The following is an 18,076-nucleotide window of genomic DNA, read 5'->3' as shown; positions in this document are numbered from 1 at the left end:
TTATTTACAGTTCCGTTTTGAAATTTGGACGCTTGTTTTTGAGCTAATTGACCTGTTTTTCTCATTAAACGATAAGCGTTATGCCTTTTGAATACTAAAACTCTGTTCAATCGATTAATTTTGCACTTTTCTCATAATGATCAAATGATTTCGCTTTCTGCGGGATTAGAATCAAAAAAAAATGGTTTGAATTCCTCTTAATGAAATGATAATAATTCTTTGTGCTTTGAATGATTCACTATCGGATTTCTCCATTTATTTTTGTGGGATAATGATCAGTATATGAAAAGACTATGGATATTCTTTCTGACAGGAATGGTTTTATGCTCCTGTGGAAAGAAAATGCAGCCCAGCACCGAGGAAGCCTATCATCCTCTTATTTTGATTTCACTGGATGGCTACCGATTCGACTATACGGAAAAGTATGCCCCACCCCATTTGGCTCAGTTTTCAAAGGAAGGAGTGAAGGCCAAGAGTATGATTCCTTCTTATCCTTCCAAAACGTTTCCAAACCATTGGGCCATCATCACGGGCATGTATCCCGGGCATAATGGCTTAATTCATAATGTTTTTTATTCTCCCGAATATGATGCTGTTTATGCATTAGGAAAGGCGGAGGAAAGAAATAATCCCCGCTGGTATGGGGGAACTCCTTTTTGGAAATTAGTGGAAGATCAGGGCAAAAAGGCCGCTTGTTTCTTCTGGCCCGGATCTGACGTCCCTCAACACGGAACCCTTCCCTCTTATTTTTTTCCTTATGATGAGTCTATTCCTTTTGAGAAAAGGGTAGAAAAGATTTTGTCCTGGACACAATTATCAAAAGAGGAAAGACCAGATTTTATCACGCTTTATTTCCATGAGCCCGATAAGAGTGGGCATAACTTTGGACCTGATTCTGAAGAAGCGGCTGCAGCGGTAGCACAGGTGGATGCGCAATTGGGCGCGCTGTTGGATGGATTAAAGCAGCTGCAGGTGGAGGCCAATATTATTGTGGTGTCTGACCACGGCATGCAAAAAATAGAGGAAGGCATTGATTATCGATCGATGACGGACTATTCCAATTTTGAAGTGGTGAATGCTGGGGGATCGCAGGTGTTGCTTTATCCAAAGGAAGGTGCTGATGTAGAGTTGCTGGAAAAAGAATTGACCCAAAAAGCGGATGGCAGGTTTAAAGTGATCAGAAAGGAGTCTGCTCCAGAAAGATGGCATTATACCCATAATGCCGTACCGGAAGTATGGCTGGATGCACAAATCCCTTATTTATTCGTGGAAGCAGGTAAGTCTTTTTCGACGGGAGCCCATGGCTTTGACCCCGCGGAGCAGAATATGCATGCGATTTTTTATGCCCAGGGACCTTCCTTTCAAAACAGGCTGGAAATTGAAGCTTTTGAAAATATTCACCTGTACCCATTAATGGCGCATTTATTAAATCTGGAATGTCCGGAAACAATAGATGGGGAGTTCGAGGTTTTAGCCCCTACTTTACAGCAGCCCTAGACCGGATTGATTAACTATAAACACGCTCTTTGGGAATGCTTGTCATTTTATCTTGAGTAGGTATGCTGATTGCTAAATTGCCCAATTTGGGGGAAGCTTGCTTGCTCCTGATTCATTTGTTTTCTTGGAAAAAACTCGAAATAGGAAAAATTTCTTCATTTTTCCCGCCCTGCAGTTAAAAGAGGACATAAGCAGGATGAAAATAAAAATCGCTATTCCGGAGGGGATAGCGATTTTTTTTGATCCACAGTATTCGCCGTTTTAAGGCCTAATCGGACTTACATTGGATGAGATTAGGAGCATTTGACTAGAAAGCCCCTCCCTCGTTGACCATAATAACTAACAGGAAGGGAGTTGGAGCGGCTTTACAATAGCTTCTAATCTACTTTATTGACGGCAAAGGTCAACTGCTCATAGAATAAAACATCATCATTTTGATTTTCATTTTTTAGGGCGATAATAGCGCTGAAGGTGATTTTTTCTTCACTATTCACTATTCGAAAATCATTTGGAAATAAGCCGCTGGTCTCTACTACATAGGAATTTACTCCATCGGTAAAGGAACCGGATAGCTTGTTGGAGGCATTGGAGACAAATACTTCAAATTCATCGGAACCCAATAAATCCTGTAAGTCGCTATCCTCCGCACTTATTTGTAAGGAAAAAGATTTGTCGCCTTCAGCATCCACCTGAATAAGGGTTTGATTATCCTCCAAAAGCTCAAGAACGGCAGTGAAATCGTTAGTGGTGATATTCTGTTCGGTCTTATCGGATATGGCCGTCAGTCGGTCAAAATCATTTTCATCAATGATGATAATATTACTCTCCTGTCCCTGACCGGTGATGTATTTAAAAAACATGCTTTGCCCGGTATGGATCTTTGCTGATGTGATTTGGTAGGTAGTATAAGGAATAAAACTTTGCCCATCGAAGGAGAAATAAGGGTTTACTACTACAGGTGGGGTATCATCAAAATTAATTTCGAAACTTTGTTCATCTATTTTATTCAGGAAGATGGTGAAATCATTGGCAAGGGTAGTGATACTTTCCACATTGGAAACGGATACCTGACCGGAAGAAGAGGTCGCCTCTATCTGACAGAAATAATTGGTTGCCTCTTTGATGTTGGCATTAATGATGGTTTTCCTTTGGTTTCCTGCTGTCAATGTTTCCGAAAATAAGACCGGGACTCCTTCCCCCGGTAAAGAGAGATAAACCTTGAGTACAAAATCTCCTTCCCCATCGGTGGAATATTCAATGTCAAAGCTGGATCCGTTTGGGTTTTCCAAACTTATAATTTCACCAGTTGCGACCACGATGGGCGTGCCCTCATCGTCATTTGAACAAGCAAAAAACAGCACAAGAGGCAAAATCAGAAGGGAAATTTTCTTCATTATAGCATTCGTTAGTATGTTTAACTATACGGAATGAAAAAATTTGCGTTAAAAAAATGCCTTTGGAACATTAATCCAAAGGCATAGAGATTGATGAAGAAGTTGGTGTTGATAAGATTATTATTGGTTAAGTTTTTGGAGCCGTTATTCTTATAACACTGTAAATATAAGATTAAGATCCAATTAACCAAAGCATAGAGTCGTAAATAATTACCTTAAAAAATGAGTATAAGTATATTTTAATTGGCTTTTTTAAAGGTTAGATGCGCATTTTAATCAGTTAGCAGCTTGCAAAATGTGAATTTATCTGCATCAAATAATCCTAAATCACTTAGCTTTAAGGAGGGAATGACCAGTAAAGCCATGAAGGAAAGGGTCATAAAGGGAGAGTTTAATTTTCCTCCCATTCTTTTCACCATTTGATCTACGGCCGTATACTTTTGCGCGATTTCATAACCATTGCTGGTCGACATTAAGCCGGCAACCGGTAAGGGTACGATGGCGCGTTCCTCCTCATCAAAGGCGCAAACGCCTCCCTTGTGTTCAATAATATAATTGACCGCTTCAGCAAGTGAATGATCATCAATGCCTACGGCAATGATGTTGTGGGAATCATGCGCTACGGAGGAGGCGATGGCACCCGATTTCAAACCAAAATTTTTGACGAAGCCTTTGGCCACTTCCGCTTTTTTGTAACGATTGACCACCACCATTTTCAGGATATCGCGATCCGGATCACTGACGACCAGACCATCTTCGATTTTGGCCTCCAGGGTCAAAGGATTGGTGATGAGTTGCCCTTCCAGCGCTTCAATGACTTTTACTTTTGAGCCTTCGGCCTTTATCTGAAAGTCTTCCGGCTTTTTTTCTGTGCAGGAAAAATTATTAATTGGGGTGCAGGCAGTGGATTTCATCAAAGTGACGCCATTTTCTGCCACGCATTCCCCTTCAATGAAGGTTTGTTGAATGTTGAAATCGTCCAGATTGTCTACTAAAATGAAATCTGCGGGATCTCCTTCTTGCAAAAGGCCAATATCCAGCCCGTAATGCTTGACGGTATTGTAGCTGGCCGCTCTGAGTACCTGGAATAAATCATGTCCCTTAGCCAGTGCCCGTTTCACGTGATCGTCCAGGTGATTTTCCACTAATTCGTCGGGATGTTTGTCATCGCAACAAAACATGATTTGTTCCGGATAATCAGCAAGGAGGCCAATTAAAGCTTCAAAATTTTTGGCAGCACTTCCTTCCCTGATTTGGATTTTCATGCCGGCCTTGAGTTTGTCCAGCGCTTCCTCTGCGGTGAAACATTCATGATCCGTGCTAATGCCCGCCGCCGCATAATTAGCCGCATCTTCCCCCTTCAGGCCCGGGGCGTGTCCGTCCACCGGACGGTTATATTTTTGAGCAATTTTTATTTTAGCCATTACGTCCTCCTCCTTTTGAAGTACGCCGGGCCAGTTCATCATTTCGGCCAAATATTTCAGGCCGTCCTTTCGGAAAAGGGTTTCAATATCTTCGGGACTGATGATGGCTCCTGCAGTTTCAAAGCTGGTCGCCGGCACACAGGGAGGGGCACCGAAATTGAATTTGAAATTGACATGCTGGGCATTATTGACCATGAATCGGATGCCCATAATGCCCATCACGTTGGCAATTTCATGGGGATCCGATACAGTTCCCACCGTTCCGTGCACCACGGCTAGTCGGGCAAATTCCGAAGGCACCAGCATGGAACTTTCTATATGAATATGGGCATCCACAAAGCCGGGCATTATGTAATGAGCCGGAGCATCCTTTACTTTTTGGATGGAGGCGATTTTATTTTTTTTGATCTTGATCTCCGCCGGGTAAATTTTCTTTTGGTGTAAATCTACCAGCTGTCCTCTTATAATTTTCATAAGCAATTTGCTTCTCTGGAGTATTAATTAAGCAAAGCAGGATTTTCTCTTCTACAAAAGTAGCAACAAGAATTTATGGAATACACTGCTTTTGTAGTGTCGATAAGGTACACCCGAATTATTCACCGTAATATATAGTAGTTGGTCTTAAGACGGTTGTTTTCCGTTCGATGAGGTTATGTTTACTGATTTATTACTGGCCCCAATTTGGGCAAGCTTGCTTTCCCCTCCTTCATCTGCATCGTTGGAAAAAAATGAAATAAGTAAAATCCCTTTATTTTTCCGCCCTGCAGCTACAGAAGGATTTAAGCAGGAATAATCCGGCTAAAGGGATTATTGATATACTTCCTTCAACTCAAAAAAGGCCTTCGATTTTTTATAGGCCTGAAATAGTCGCTTCATATAATCATTATAATAAATGGATAAGGAGCGCAACATTTTATTTTCTATTTCCGGATTCTTTTCGAAAAGGTCCTGAAGACTTCCTCCGGAGATCGCATAAATTTCGGCGGATTTGCTCGTGATCAGTGCATTGTGGGTGCGTTGGGTATTGGGCAAGATCGCATTTTTGCCAAAAGCACTAAAGGGCCCCAGCCTTCCCAGCTCTTCAAAGTTGCCTTCAATATCAATGGACATCGTGACCTCTCCGCTTTTGATGATATAGAGCACCTGGCTGGGGTCATTGCGGAAATATACCGCCTCGTCCATTTGGAACTCTCGTTCATAAAGCAAGGGTTTGATCTCCGAAAGTTCCTGATAGGTCAGTTCCGACAGTAAAGGGCAATTTTGCAAAAAGTCGAACAAGACGATATCCTCAGGGTCATATGGTTTTTTAAAAAGTGATTTCATTTTGCTTCAATTCTATTCTCCAGATGTTTTTTGTTTTTGGGCCAATTTTGAATCGATCATCGGGGCGGTATCCTACCAGCCAGACGATTTCTCCCTGACTTTCCAATACCATGGTTTGAGCTTTTAATAAAATCGGTATTTTTTGATCAATCAAAAAATCACTGACTTTCTTTTTTCCTTTCATTCCGAGGGGGCGAAATTTATCTCCCAGTTTCCAGGGTCTCAGCTTTAAAGGAAATTGGAGCAGATCTAGATCAAATGCCCCGATCAAAGGATTTTTTTCAAGCTGAAAATCCTTCACATTAAACGTATCCGACTGCCATTGGAATTGGTGGAGGTTAAGGGTTTGCCTGCTATTTTCAATGATTTGAGCAGGCGGAGCCTGTGGTTTTTGTCCCAAAATAAAATTTCCCCGGTCCACTTGGAGTGCGAAGTCCCCGGATTCAAATAAGCTGCCACTATTCTCGCCATGGCCTTCTGCTATTTGTAGCACCTGCTGGTAGTTAAATCCATATTCCCTTAGCCACAGCTCCAGGTATAAGGTGGGTTCTTTTTGGGAAAAAACCCGGGAGGTGGGCAAATAGAATAATTGTTGTTTCCAGTCGCCATGATTTTCCAAATGGGAATTTACCCAATGTTGCAATTGCCGATCCGCAGCTGCAATCCTAGCCTGACTGTTCCTGAAAGTGTGCTCCAGTTCAGGGTTAATTTTTTTGAGTTCAGGAATGATGTTTTGTCGGATTTTATTCCGGTGATATTGGGTGTCCTGGTTACTTTCATCTTCCCGAAATGGAATGCCTTCCATTTTTGCATAGGCTAAAATGTCCTTCCGACTGAATTGTAAAAGCGGTCGGGCCAATCGATCATGTTGTTCGGGCATCCCTTTTAACCCACGAATTCCACAGCCTTTGGCCATATTGAAAAGGAAGGTCTCCAGCTGATCATTCAAATGGTGGGCGGTTAAGAGTTGATCACAATTTTGGCTTTTCATTAATTCTTCAAACCATTCATACCGGAGTTGGCGGGCCACCATTTCAATGGATTGCCCCCTTTCTTTTGCCTCAGCCATGGTATGGAAGCTTCTACAATAAAGTGGAACTTGATGTTCCTCGGCCCATTTGCGTACCAATAATTCATCCAAATCAGACGATGATCCTCTCAGCTGAAAATTACAATGTGCCAGGATGAAAGGTATTTTAGCCTTTAAGCACAAGGTGGCCAGCACCATAGAATCCATTCCTCCACTTACGGCAAGAAGGCTTTTGGTGGTAGTAAGATGCGGAAAGTGATTGTGAATATGCGCTAAAAAGGCCTTAAGCTTCATTAGAATATTGTCGAATTAGCGTGGGGAATTATTAAATTTGAGTGAATTTACCAAAATTACAGGAGGATTGGTTCATTCGGACATTTTTGTCTGGCCACTTCCTGCCAAATGTCGACTCTTATGCTTAATTATTAAGCAATCGTAAAACAATAGATAATGCGAATTATACTGCTTGCGTTTTCGGTATTGATGCTGGGCCTAAGCCTGCCGTCCATGGCGCAGAATAAAAAGGAAAAAGTGGATTATGATGCGGAGAACCTTTACAATGGGCGTAGAGGCAATATTCGTTATCAAAAATTGATTGATAATGTGGTTTTTCGATTCAAAAAACGGGATGCCATAATCTATGCGGATTCCGCCTATTATTACCGCAAGGAAGGGGAAATGGAATGCTATGGAAAGGTCCGCATTGTAGAGAATGATTCCATTAATATTACCTCCAAAAAATTGGTATACCGGACACAGGAACGATTGGCCCGGTTGAGAGAAGAGGTGGTTTATACGGATGGAGATATGATTCTGTATACTGATTTCCTGGATTATAATACTTCCTCCAAAAGTGCTCATTATTTCAATGGCGGAAATATCGTGGATGGGCAGAATAATTTGGATTCTGACCGGGGAACCTATTATCCGAATCAGAATAAGATGATTTTCGTGGGAAATGTAGTGTTAACTAATCCGGATTATATCATGGAAACGGACTCTTTGGTGTATAATACCATTACCAAGGAGGCCATTACTTTTGGCTTTACCAAGAGTACTTCCAAAGATGGAATGACGCTGGAGACTGACCACGGGATGATTTATGATGCCAGCAGTGAGGAATCTTATGTAGAAGAAGGGCAGGTAGAAACCGATTCTTATTTAGTGACCGGCGATGATATGAAATATAACCGGGGGACGGATTCCTATTCGGTGATTGGAAATGTGTTTATGCTTTCCAAAAAAGATAGCGTCATCGTGACTGGGGAAGAGGCCTATTATGATAAGGCCACCGGCTATACCAAAGTGTGGGGTAGTCCGGTAATGAAGAAGTTGATGGAGGCGGATACCTTTTATATGAGCGCCGATACCCTGGTAGCCATTGATAATGAGGCGCAGCAAGAGAATAAAATGTTGGCTTATCACGATGTGCTGATCTGGAAATCCGACCTGCAGGGAATAGCGGATTCCCTTTGTTATGATATGGCCGATTCCATGATTTACCTTTATGAAGATCCCTTGCTTTGGGCACAGAATACCAATCAGATAGAAGCGGATTCGATTTCCCTATTAATGGCGAATAACACACTGGATAAGATGTTTCTGAAGCGGAACTCTTTTATCATCATGGAGGATACTCTCAAGAACTATAATCAGATCAAGGGACGGGAAATGATTGCTTATTTTGAAGGGCAAAATATCTCCATGGTGGATGTGAACGGGAATAGTGAAAGTAACTATTATGCGCTGAAGCAAGACAATACCTTACATGGGCTGAACCACACGCTTTGCTCCAATATGAAGATCTTTTTTGAAGACAATGAGCCGGTTAATGTCCGTTTTTATGTACAGCCCGAGGCTAGTTTTTATCCGCCACATACTATAGAGCCGGAGATAGAAAAGTTAAGTGGCTTCAATTGGCGGATAGAAGAAAAACCGACTAAGGCGGATGTATTGGCTCCCCGTCTGGCGAAAATAGATAGCTTAATGCTGGATAGCCTCGGCATTGAAAAGCCGGCCACTCCAATTTTGTTAAATCTGGAGGAAAAGGAATCTTTGGAAAAAGAAATCCCTAAAGGGGAGGAGATGCAGACGATTCCGATGGAGCAATAAGCAAAAAAGAATAAAGAAAAAGGGCTGTCGACTGACAGCCCTATCCATAATCCCATTTGTCCTCCGTTTTGAAGGAAATTAACCTATATTGACTGCATCCAAGTAAGTCAAAAAATATAATAATATCAAGTTATTTTGGTGCAATAATTCAACAATTGAATATTTGTATGTTTTACATCCAATTACAATGAAATAGGCGGTTTAAGGTAGTTTTGTGCTCCGGAAATACTTCCTTTCCAGTTTAGCACAAGGAATGGAAGGAGGTGTTTTTCTGACCAATGGAGAGTAATGCGGATCAATTAGCTTTATTTTTTTTAAAATATTGACTCCTGGGAGAGTAGGCCTTTTAGTTTTATTTTTTCGACCGCTAAAGAAATTCACACAAGGACTTGTATTATAAAGGACTTATTTTTCGATTTCTACTGATTTTATCACATTTCCTTCAAAATCTTTCACGATAAGTTGGTTTTGATCAAAAATGCCATAGCTAGGGGCAAAACCTCCTTTTGGTAAAGCAATAGAACCCGGATTGAAGAAATATAGGCCTTTTTCTTTAGTGGCAACCGGAATGTGGGTGTGCCCTGAGACGAAAATGCTTCCTGCTTTAAGGGCCGGAGCCTGTTCCGGACTGGCTAAATGCCCATGGGTGATGTAGAAGTAAATGCCTTCGGCCTGGTATACCGCATAATCTCCCATCATCGGAAATTCTAATAACATCTGGTCCACTTCACTGTCGCAATTGCCTCTTACGGCAATGATCCGGTCTTTATAATTATTCAGCAGGCTGGCTACTTTTGCGGGTGCATAGCCTTCAGGTAAGGGATTTCTGGGGCCGTGGTACATGGCGTCTCCCACTAATATTATTTGATCCGGTTTTTCAGATTCCACTACTGCAAGTGCTTTTTCTAAAAAGGTGGCAGAACCATGAATGTCGGAAATGAAGATGATTTTCATATTTGATGCGTTTGAAATAAGTGAATTCTTTTCTTTAGAGGTGGATATAATGGCTTGGCGGCCTAACTGTTTGAAATCCAATTATTTTTTTACAAAAAAATGGAATTTTTTTTTCGCTAGCAATTTCCGGAAAAAGGGAATAATCTTTTAGTGTTTCTCCTCATTTAATGTGAATTATTCAATAAACAATCCTCAAAAGATGATTTTTGTCAGTTGAGAAAATGAGGGCGACTCTGAAATTATTTGCTTATTCTCATAAGTCCTTATATGTTTGCGGCTGCAATAACCAATTTACCACCAATTTTTATAATAATGTTCGAGTCAAAGTTATTTCACCGTTGGTCTCTTTTTCAATTAATGTCTGCATTTCAGGTATTGATTATTATTGCCATTGTGGGATATGGTATCACTCATCTTTCGAATGGCGTTGATCAGTCTTTCGGATCAGCATTAATTTTACTTTTTCTCCCTATGGTGTATTACTTTCTGAGACAGCCTCTTCGTTTGGCTTTCAGAGAAGAAGGGATAGAATTTTCCAGGCCATTTGTGATTGGTCGCAAGGAATTGTTAGCATATAGTGATATTCGTGGGTATAGTTATTCCACTACTCCAACAAAATATTTTGAATTACATACGGTGATTTTCTATTTGGAAAATGGTAAAACCATTGAAGTGAATCGTCGAAATTTAGATAATTATTCTTCTTTACTAGAGAGTCTGACTCATTCTGAAATCAATTATTTTGGATTTGAGGCAGGACCTGAAGTACCGGGAAAAAAACGTCAGTATAATTTTCTTAAAGTTTCCGGGAATGTAGGTGACCAAAACACAAAGCAGATAAAGCATGAATTAATTCAGGGAAGTGATGGCTTTAATACTTGTCTTGCGGGCTGGTCGGCCATCAGTGCGCTGTTGATTTGCGCGATTTACTTTGTAGCATAAGCATTACCTTAACCTTAACCAGATCGCTAATCGATCATCAATAATCAAACAAAAACCCAAAAGCTGCCGGTATGAGGGCGCACCATAAATGACTTTTCAGTCCAAAGTTTTGGTGAGCCTGGTAGTAAAAATCCTAATGATCCTATGATTGTGGCCGTCCGATGCAGGGCGGCCTTTTTTTATTTGGGATAAAAAGCTAAGTCGAATTATTCACGGCTCCACTTAGTAGGTTTTCGTAGGTAGCTTGATAGCAATATTTTATGATTGGTTTTGCCGAATGTTTAATAGCTCCTTTTTGGGCAAGCTTACTTTCTCCTCATCCATCTGCCTCCTTGGAAAAAACTCGAAACAGGAAAAATTCCTTCTTTTTTCCCGACTTGCAGCTAAAAGAGGAGTAAAGCATGAATAATCCGGGTTAATGAACTGTCGATAATTGAGTCGCTCAAAGACCGCTATTATGACATGCCTTATAAGGATTTTTATCGCAGATTTTGGTTTCATCCAAATCAACCCTAGCCTATTGCATCCGCTGCTTATTTCCGATTGAAAATGGTAGCGCTTCCCTGGGCTTTGGGTAAAATGGTAATATCTGCAATGTTCACGTGATCTGGCCGAAGCGCCATAAAAGCAATAACTTCAGCGATATCCTGGGCGACCAATGGTTCATAGCCCTCATAGACTTTGGCTGCTTTTTCAAGGTCTCCTTTAAATCTTACCGCTGAAAATTCAGTGTCTACTGCTCCCGGGCACACATTCCCCACTTTAATATTATAAGGGTTGAGTTCCATGCGCATGCCATCGCTAAGGGCGGTTACGGCATGTTTGGAGGCGCAATAAACACCTCCTTTGGGGTATACTTCCTTGCCTGCAATGGAACTGATATTTATAATATGCCCGCAATTTCTTTCCACCATTTCCGGAACGATGGCCTTGGAAACGTAGATTAGTCCTTTAACATTTATGTCTATCATAGCATCGAAATCTTCCAGACTCCCTTCGTGAATGAGATCCAGGCCATGAGCATTTCCGGCATTATTAATTAAAAGGTCAATTTTTCTCCACTCCGGGCTCAGGCTATTAATGGCATCAAATACTTCACTTTGGTTACGTACATCAAAACATAGCGTCCTGGTTTCGGTAGGCATCGCATCGGATATTGCTGCTAAACGATCAGCTCTTCGGCCACATAAAATCAATTTAAAATATGGGGCAAGGGCTTCAGCGGTTGCTTTTCCAATGCCGGAAGTAGCACCAGTGATAAAGGCTATTTTTTTCATGATGTTGGGTACTTTTCAATTAAGAATTCTTTGTCCGGAAATTTAGGTAAAATGTTGGGTATTGGGATAAAAAAAAGCGGATTTGCTCCGCTTTTAAATTATTTCGACTAGTCGTTGTACTGAACGTATTGCTCCCATTTTTCAATAACGCTGGCAAAATCCTCTGGTAGGTCACATTCAAATTGCATCCATTCTTTGGTCACGGGGTGTTCAAATCCCAAAGATTTCGCATGAAGCGCCTGGCGTGGCATTACTTTGAAGCAATTATCCACAAATTGCTTATACTTGGAAAAAGAAGTTCCTTTTAGGATTTTATCGCCACCATACATAGTATCACTGAAAAGTGGGTGTCCCAGATACTTCATATGTGCCCGGATCTGGTGGGTTCTTCCGGTCTCCAAATTACATTGAATCAGCGAAACATACCGCAGGGGCTGAATAACTTTATAATGCGTAATGGCATGGCGGCCAATATCTCCCTCCGGAAAGGCATCTACTACGCGACGGTCCTTGAAAGATCTGCCCAGATGCACATTAATGGTCCCTTCACTTTCCTTAGGTTCTCCCCAGACTAAAGCTAGGTAGGTTCTTTCTATGGAGTGGTCAAAGAATTGTTTGGCCAGGCCACTCATGGCCTTTTCTGTTTTGGCAATCACCAACAAGCCGCTGGTATCTTTATCAATACGGTGCACTAAACCGGGGCGACCGGTATTGCCCTCCATTTCCGGAAGATTCTGAAAATGGTAAGCTAATGCGTTGACCAAAGTGCCGTTCCAGTTTTGATGCGCGGGGTGAACCACCATTCCGGCTTCTTTATTTACCACCAATAAATGTTCATCTTCATAAACAATATTCAGTGGGATATCCTCCGGAATTACTTCCGACTCATTCGGAGGCTCCGGAAGCGCCACAACCACAATATCATTTGGGTGAACTTTATAGTTCGGCTTTATCGTCTGCTCATTAACCTTTACAAAGCCATCTTTTATCGCTTTCTGAAGTTTACTTCTGCTCGTACTGGGCAGTTTATCCATCAGAAATTTGTCCAAGCGCACTAAAGTTTGCTTGGGATCCGCCACTATGCGGTGATGTTCATATAATTCCTCGTTTTCCTCGTCGAAAAAGCCTGTTGTTTCTTCACTCATATTCTTGAATTTCAACCGCAAAGGTAGTGGCCTTAACTGGAAAGTCCAAAGAGACCAAAAAATAGGGAGCACCTAATGCTGCTCCCTTATGTATGGTGTAGTTAAATCGCTGATTTTCTGAGTTTAATAATTTTTAGTCGGTCCAACATTTTGATGATGATAAAGGTGGGGTCGATTTCCCACCATTTAACGCCGAAGTTAGGTTTATGTCCCTGCGAATGATGGTTATTGTGGTAAGACTCGCCCATCATCAGGAAGTCTACCGGCAGTAAATTTTTGGAAGTGTCGGACACCTCAAAGTTACGGTAGCCGTATTTGTGCGCAAACCAGTTAATGATGACGCCATGTACCGGTGCCATCAGGCACTGAATAGGGAAAAGTAACCAAAGCCAGATATTATCTGCGAACAAAAGATATATTATGAGATAGATTACGCCCCACATTAGGCGGGAAGGCCAGCTGGAGGCAAACAGATCGAATTTTTTCCACTCCGGCACTCCGCGGGTAAACCGTGCTTCCACAGGGGTTCTGCTGTAAAGAATATCGGTGAAGATCTTCTTAGTGCGGAACATCATGTAAAATAAATTCTTATCGTAAATGGGCGAATGTGGATCATGCTCGGTGTCTGCATAAGCGTGGTGCATTCGGTGCAAGACGCCATAAGCATAGGGAGAAAGGTAACTGGACCCCTGACCGATCCAGGTAAGAATGAAGAAAACTTTTTCCGTAGTTCGAGACATGGAAAAAGTCTTATGTGCTGCATAGCGGTGCAGAAAGAAGGTCTGGAAAAATAGGGAAAAGTACCAGCTGAATATAAAAAACAGAATGATAATCATGGGTTATGGCTAGTTTGATTGTGTTGTATCATACAAGACAATCCACCATAACTATCTGTGACAAAAATAGCTGATAAAATTAAATAAAAATTAAAAACGTTTATTTCTCCTTTTGGGTATCCTCTTTCAGAAAATTGATAAAGTCTTCCAAATTACCTTCTCTGCTGGCTTTTAGAAAATGCTCATAGCCTTTTTTGGCTTGCTGAGCCTCAATTTGAAATCGCTCTTTTTGATCTTCCAGTCGTTGTTTGGCTCTGGAAACCAGTTGACGACAGTGATCCATTTTCTTTTCAAAGATTTCCGAGATCTCCGGGTATTCCAAATCAAAAAATTCCCGAAGCATATAAGGGCCCCGCTCTAAAGGACTGAGTTTTTTCACCATGGTTTGGTAAGCGCTGTGGAGTTGATGGTCAATATCTGCTTTGAAATCCTCCATCTCCTTTGTGCTGGGAAGAAACTCTGACATGTTTACGCTCCAGGGCATTTCCATTTTGTGGCGCCACTGCTTTTTGAAATTCAGGCAGGCATTGGTTACCGCTCGCACAAGATAGGCCTTAGGGTTGGCTACCTTCGAGCGATCCATATTCGTCCATTTGATCAGGGTTTCCTGAACCACATCCTCGGCATCTTTCAGGTCGTCAAGGATTTCCATGGCTACTTTAAATAGTAACGGGCGGTATGTAATAATGCTTTGTGTCAGTTCCATCTTGCGACAAAGATACTTTAATTTTAATCGAATCAAATGGAATGAGCGAGAGGTCATGAAAGATTTTTTTCCATTTTAAAGGAAACTCTGTGGCCTATAGCTCTAAAATCACTAAAAAATGACATAAACTTCCTGCCACTACAAAAAGGTGCCAAACGGAATGGGCATAAGGTAATTTTTCCCAATGGAAAAAAATGGTGCCCAGGCTGTATAGGCCTCCACCGGCCATCAAAAGCCATAATCCCTGACTTGGAATGAGTAAATAGAGTGGTTTAAGGAAGATAATGGCCATCCAGCCCATGGCAAGATAGGAGGCTGTGCTGAGCTTTTGGTACTTTCCGGTATATTTAAATTTTAATATTATGCCCAGCAGGGCCACTATCCATAAGAAAACTAAAAAATAGGGCCCTCCGTGCCGTTTTAGGGTAATTAATAGTATAGGGGTGTAAGTTCCGGCGATCATTAAAAAGATGGCACAATGGTCGATGATTTGTAACTTCCTTTTTAGGCTCGGACGGGAAACCCAATGATATAGGGTGGAGGAAATATAAACGGCGATCAGGCAAATACCATAAATGGTGAATCCGGCCAAATACCAGGGGTCAGCAACGTGCCAGGCTTTATGTAATAGCATTCCGAAGCCATAACTGCTTAATAAGAGCCCTACCCCATGGGTGAGGTAATTGGCCTGTTCTTCTCCAATAGTTTGTTTGTTAGATTTTTTCATATTCGGTTATTGATATTAACCGATTGAAAAATAATAAGTTGTGTGAGTTTTTGGGTGCTTTTAAATTATTTTCCCTTTATCTAATGTCCAATTATTCGGTGGGGAGGTCCGCCTCCGGAATAAATTCGAATGCGCCAATATCCGGAAGTTCGTCCCGGTCCCGGTCTAAAATATCTTTGTTGACATTGGAAGGGATCCCAAAATCTATCTGTGGGCTATCTTCCAATAGTTTATAGTTATCGGTACTGATGTCCTGAAATAATTCCTGAGCGGTATACCGGTTGTAATTATTGGTGTCTCCAAAATCCTGATCAGTGCGAAGTAGATTGTATTCCAGATGAACAGTTTGTGCCTGTTCATCAATATGGATTTCATCCGTTTGGCTGCTGGCTCCCCAAATGATAGAGTTGATGATATGCACTTCCAATGGGCGTTGCGCATTAGGATCCACCGGTAATTCTTCTGATTCAGGTTCTATGCGCAAATCCAGGGCCGGTTTTCTGCGAATAAGTCCTGTTCCGGCAGTAGAAAGGGTCAGGTGATTGGCTTGAATGTTGGCGCCCATTACCACCCCAATAAGTGGTCCTCCCACTTTTGCGATGATGCTGTTTTCCGCTTGTACATCTGCATCATTTAGCAGCAGGCCATGGCTGTAATGGTTGATGAGTTCTACATTTCGCAGGATCAGCGGGCGATTAGAATGTTGCATGCAAAGGCCGATGTGAGCATTTTTGATCTGCGTATATTCAAAGCGCACTTCTCCCCCGGGTTGTTCAAGATATACGCCCTCCCATTGATTAGGAGCCTCAATATTCATTTTTTCATTCCGGATAATGACTGGTTTTTCTACATTTCCGGTGCTTATTAATCCACCGAACACCAGGATGGCAGATTTTTTCTGTGCCAGGATTTGCGTTCCCTCCCTTAAAAAGACGGTCGCATTTGCGTCAATAGTCAGGGTGTCGGTCAGCAAATACGGACGGTTGTTGGAGAAAACAGAGTCAGATTGGAGGGTTAATTTTCCCAACACATAAACATCCTGACTAAAGGCTTGTAGTTTCACCTCCTGCTCATTGCCATTGGTTAGGAAAATCAGACTGTCCTTTTGTTCGAAGGGCTGGTCAAAGTCCGTTTCCTGAGCAAAGTATTCCACTATTATTAGCAGGCTGTCCTGTGCCATTAACAGCTCTTCGTTAATGGCTGGTTCTTCTTTTCCATTAATGATGACCTTGTAAGGGGAGCTTGTTCCTCCGGCAAGTCGGATTTGACTGATGTTGACAGACTCATTGTGCCGATTGTACACCCATAATCTTTTTGCGGCGCTAACCTGTCCGCTAAGAAGGGTGTCAAACTTTAAGCTGTCTGTGGAAAAATTCAGCTTGAGGGCTGGGTTTGTAGATATGGGTTCTTCCCGGGGCAAGCAAGCCCACGCAAAAATGACCAAGAAAAATAATAAAAAAAGATTTCGCATAAGCTTGCTTGGGGAAAAATGCAGGGATTACTCCTCTCCTGCTTTCATTTTATCTGCATTTTCAGCAATACGTAATTGTTCAACGATATCGCCAATATCACCATCCATAATGGCAGGAAGGTTATGAGAGGAATATCCGATACGGTGATCCGTCACTCTACTTTGCGGGTAGTTGTAAGTACGGATTTTGTCCGAGCGGTCACCGGAACCTACCAGCGATTTACGATGCTCGGAAATGGCATCATTGTGTTTTTTCAGTTCTGCTTCATACAGACGTGAACGCAAAACGGTAAGCGCTTTATCGTAGTTGGCGTGCTGAGAACGGCCATCCTGACACTCTACCACTGTGTTGGTGGGAAGGTGCGTTAATCGAACAGCTGATTCTGTTTTGTTGACGTGCTGCCCTCCTGCGCCGGAAGCTCGGAAGGTATCTTTTTTGATATCCTTCAAATTCAGCTCAAAGTCCACATCTTCGGCCTCAGGCATCATCGCCACCGTAGCAGCAGAAGTATGTACTCTTCCCTGGGTTTCAGTGGCCGGAACACGCTGAACACGGTGAACACCGGATTCAAATTTCAGTTTACCGTAAACATCCTCACCGGAAACGGAGGCAATAATTTCTTTAAAACCACCTACCGTACCTTCTGTGGCACTCATTACCGAGAATTTCCAGCCCTGTTTCTCCGCGAATCTCTGGTACATTCGGAATAAATCTCCAGCAAAGATAGAGGCTTCATCTCCACCGGTTCCTGCGCGAATTTCCAAAATACCATCTTTGGAATCATTAGGGTCTTTAGGGATCAGCAGTTCTTTTAACTCCTCTTCCAATGGACTAATCTGAGGTTCCAGTTCATCCAATTCCATTTTAGCCATTTCACGATAATCTTCGTCTTTTTCAGTGGCTAAAATGCTTTTGGCATCCTCTATTCCTTTTTGAACGTTCTGGTATTCTTCGTATTTATTCACCACCTTTTCCAAATCCTTGAATTCTTTGGTGAGCTTGGTGAATTGTTTCATATCAGAAGCAATGTCAGGCTGAACTAAAAGTTGCCCAACTTCCTCGTAGCGAGCTTTTATTGCCTCGAGTTTATCTGTCATAATTTTTTTCGCTTATTAGTTCGCAATTTAATAAAACCGTGAATTAATTCCTTCTCAACTTATAGTATCCTTATCACATTCCGCCCATGTTGTGGCATGATGGAGATAAATCGCCTCTTTTTTGGGAAAAGCTATCGGGT

At 41.9% G+C, this 18,076-nt stretch carries 15 protein-coding genes; 3 read left to right on the top strand and 12 right to left on the bottom strand.

Translation table 11 applies throughout. The features are described from left to right. The first annotated feature begins 282 nt into the window (after positions 1-282). Entirely contained in the window at positions 283-1,497 is a 1,215-nt protein-coding gene (locus NG22_RS14015) for an ectonucleotide pyrophosphatase/phosphodiesterase (protein WP_053406299.1), read from the top strand. A 377-nt stretch (positions 1,498-1,874) separates the two neighbouring features. On the opposite strand, the gene NG22_RS14010 is transcribed toward NG22_RS14015, so the two are convergent. The 4 genes from NG22_RS14010 to tilS all read right to left on the bottom strand — a co-directional run bounded on the left by NG22_RS14010 (position 1,875) and on the right by tilS (position 6,962). Next, on the bottom strand, positions 1,875-2,891 hold the full coding sequence (locus NG22_RS14010) for a hypothetical protein (protein ID WP_053406298.1): 1,017 nt from the start codon (positions 2,889-2,891) through the stop codon (positions 1,875-1,877). A 272-nt stretch (positions 2,892-3,163) separates the two neighbouring features. After that, the gene (ade, locus tag NG22_RS14005) at positions 3,164-4,789 is read right to left on the bottom strand and encodes an adenine deaminase (RefSeq protein ID WP_053406297.1); all 1,626 of its coding nucleotides are present in this window, start codon (positions 4,787-4,789) and stop codon (positions 3,164-3,166) included. Positions 4,790-5,122: 333 nt separating this feature from the next. Continuing rightward, positions 5,123-5,638: a Crp/Fnr family transcriptional regulator gene (locus tag NG22_RS14000; RefSeq protein WP_053406296.1), complete on the bottom strand. Its 516-nt coding sequence runs from the start codon at positions 5,636-5,638 to the stop codon at positions 5,123-5,125. Then, entirely contained in the window at positions 5,622-6,962 is a 1,341-nt protein-coding gene (tilS, locus tag NG22_RS13995) for a tRNA lysidine(34) synthetase TilS (RefSeq protein ID WP_053406295.1), read from the bottom strand. Before tilS ends, NG22_RS14000 begins: the two co-directional genes overlap by 17 nt. Positions 6,963-7,118: 156 nt before the next feature. Between tilS and NG22_RS13990 the strand changes: the two genes are divergently transcribed. Continuing rightward, a complete protein-coding gene (locus tag NG22_RS13990; RefSeq protein ID WP_082305086.1) occupies positions 7,119-8,780 on the top strand; it encodes an OstA-like protein in 1,662 nt (553 codons plus the stop codon). 405 nt (positions 8,781-9,185) lie between these two features. Here NG22_RS13990 and yfcE read toward each other — a convergent pair whose 3' ends face one another. Beyond that, complete coding sequence (gene yfcE / locus NG22_RS13985) at positions 9,186-9,734, bottom strand: phosphodiesterase (RefSeq protein WP_053406973.1); 549 nt, start codon at positions 9,732-9,734, stop codon at positions 9,186-9,188. Between the two features lie 312 nt (positions 9,735-10,046). Between yfcE and NG22_RS13980 the strand changes: the two genes are divergently transcribed. Beyond that, positions 10,047-10,676, top strand: coding sequence for a hypothetical protein (locus tag NG22_RS13980; protein ID WP_157601110.1), 630 nt, complete (start codon positions 10,047-10,049; stop codon positions 10,674-10,676). A gap of 533 nt (positions 10,677-11,209) precedes the next feature. Here NG22_RS13980 and NG22_RS13975 read toward each other — a convergent pair. The 7 genes from NG22_RS13975 to prfA all read right to left on the bottom strand — a co-directional run bounded on the left by NG22_RS13975 (position 11,210) and on the right by prfA (position 17,936). Next, the gene (locus NG22_RS13975) at positions 11,210-11,956 is read right to left on the bottom strand and encodes an SDR family NAD(P)-dependent oxidoreductase (RefSeq protein WP_216597648.1); all 747 of its coding nucleotides are present in this window, start codon (positions 11,954-11,956) and stop codon (positions 11,210-11,212) included. 104 nt (positions 11,957-12,060) lie between these two features. After that, positions 12,061-13,098: an RluA family pseudouridine synthase gene (locus tag NG22_RS13970; protein ID WP_053406291.1), complete on the bottom strand. Its 1,038-nt coding sequence runs from the start codon at positions 13,096-13,098 to the stop codon at positions 12,061-12,063. A 101-nt stretch (positions 13,099-13,199) separates the two neighbouring features. Next, positions 13,200-13,934 (bottom strand): acyl-CoA desaturase, encoded by a 735-nt coding sequence (locus NG22_RS13965; RefSeq protein WP_053406290.1) that lies wholly within the window; start codon positions 13,932-13,934, stop codon positions 13,200-13,202. Between the two features lie 100 nt (positions 13,935-14,034). After that, positions 14,035-14,640: a sigma-70 family RNA polymerase sigma factor gene (locus NG22_RS13960; RefSeq protein WP_053406289.1), complete on the bottom strand. Its 606-nt coding sequence runs from the start codon at positions 14,638-14,640 to the stop codon at positions 14,035-14,037. A 94-nt stretch (positions 14,641-14,734) separates the two neighbouring features. After that, positions 14,735-15,367 carry a hemolysin III family protein gene (locus NG22_RS13955; protein WP_053406288.1) on the bottom strand — a complete coding sequence of 211 codons (633 nt, stop codon included), beginning with the start codon at positions 15,365-15,367 and terminating at the stop codon, positions 14,735-14,737. Between the two features lie 91 nt (positions 15,368-15,458). Further along, positions 15,459-16,670, bottom strand: a complete 1,212-nt coding sequence (locus NG22_RS13950) for a hypothetical protein (protein WP_157601108.1) — start codon at positions 16,668-16,670, stop codon at positions 15,459-15,461. 195 nt (positions 16,671-16,865) lie between these two features. Next, positions 16,866-17,936 (bottom strand): peptide chain release factor 1, encoded by a 1,071-nt coding sequence (gene prfA / locus NG22_RS13945; protein WP_053406286.1) that lies wholly within the window; start codon positions 17,934-17,936, stop codon positions 16,866-16,868. Positions 17,937-18,076: the final 140 nt, after the last annotated feature.

This window comes from Persicobacter sp. CCB-QB2, assembly GCF_001274635.1.
GTDB classification, from domain to species: domain Bacteria; phylum Bacteroidota; class Bacteroidia; order Cytophagales; family Cyclobacteriaceae; genus Persicobacter; species Persicobacter diffluens.
The sequence above is the reverse complement of the archived record's forward strand: the minus strand, read 5'-3'. Positions and strand labels throughout refer to the sequence as shown.

What these genes read in the sequence shown, in the direction of transcription:
- NG22_RS14015 (WP_053406299.1), top strand. Translation starts at nt 283, where the DNA reads ATGAAAAGACTATGGATATTCTTTCTGACAGGAATGGTTTTATGCTCC.
- NG22_RS14010 (WP_053406298.1), bottom strand. Translation starts at nt 2,891, where the DNA reads ATGAAGAAAATTTCCCTTCTGATTTTGCCTCTTGTGCTGTTTTTTGCT.
- ade (WP_053406297.1), bottom strand. Translation starts at nt 4,789, where the DNA reads ATGAAAATTATAAGAGGACAGCTGGTAGATTTACACCAAAAGAAAATT.
- NG22_RS14000 (WP_053406296.1), bottom strand. Translation starts at nt 5,638, where the DNA reads ATGAAATCACTTTTTAAAAAACCATATGACCCTGAGGATATCGTCTTG.
- tilS (WP_053406295.1), bottom strand. Translation starts at nt 6,962, where the DNA reads ATGAAGCTTAAGGCCTTTTTAGCGCATATTCACAATCACTTTCCGCAT.
- NG22_RS13990 (WP_082305086.1), top strand. Translation starts at nt 7,119, where the DNA reads ATGCGAATTATACTGCTTGCGTTTTCGGTATTGATGCTGGGCCTAAGC.
- yfcE (WP_053406973.1), bottom strand. Translation starts at nt 9,734, where the DNA reads ATGAAAATCATCTTCATTTCCGACATTCATGGTTCTGCCACCTTTTTA.
- NG22_RS13980 (WP_157601110.1), top strand. Translation starts at nt 10,047, where the DNA reads ATGTTCGAGTCAAAGTTATTTCACCGTTGGTCTCTTTTTCAATTAATG.
- NG22_RS13970 (WP_053406291.1), bottom strand. Translation starts at nt 13,098, where the DNA reads ATGAGTGAAGAAACAACAGGCTTTTTCGACGAGGAAAACGAGGAATTA.
- NG22_RS13965 (WP_053406290.1), bottom strand. Translation starts at nt 13,934, where the DNA reads ATGATTATCATTCTGTTTTTTATATTCAGCTGGTACTTTTCCCTATTT.
- NG22_RS13960 (WP_053406289.1), bottom strand. Translation starts at nt 14,640, where the DNA reads ATGGAACTGACACAAAGCATTATTACATACCGCCCGTTACTATTTAAA.
- NG22_RS13955 (WP_053406288.1), bottom strand. Translation starts at nt 15,367, where the DNA reads ATGAAAAAATCTAACAAACAAACTATTGGAGAAGAACAGGCCAATTAC.
- prfA (WP_053406286.1), bottom strand. Translation starts at nt 17,936, where the DNA reads ATGACAGATAAACTCGAGGCAATAAAAGCTCGCTACGAGGAAGTTGGG.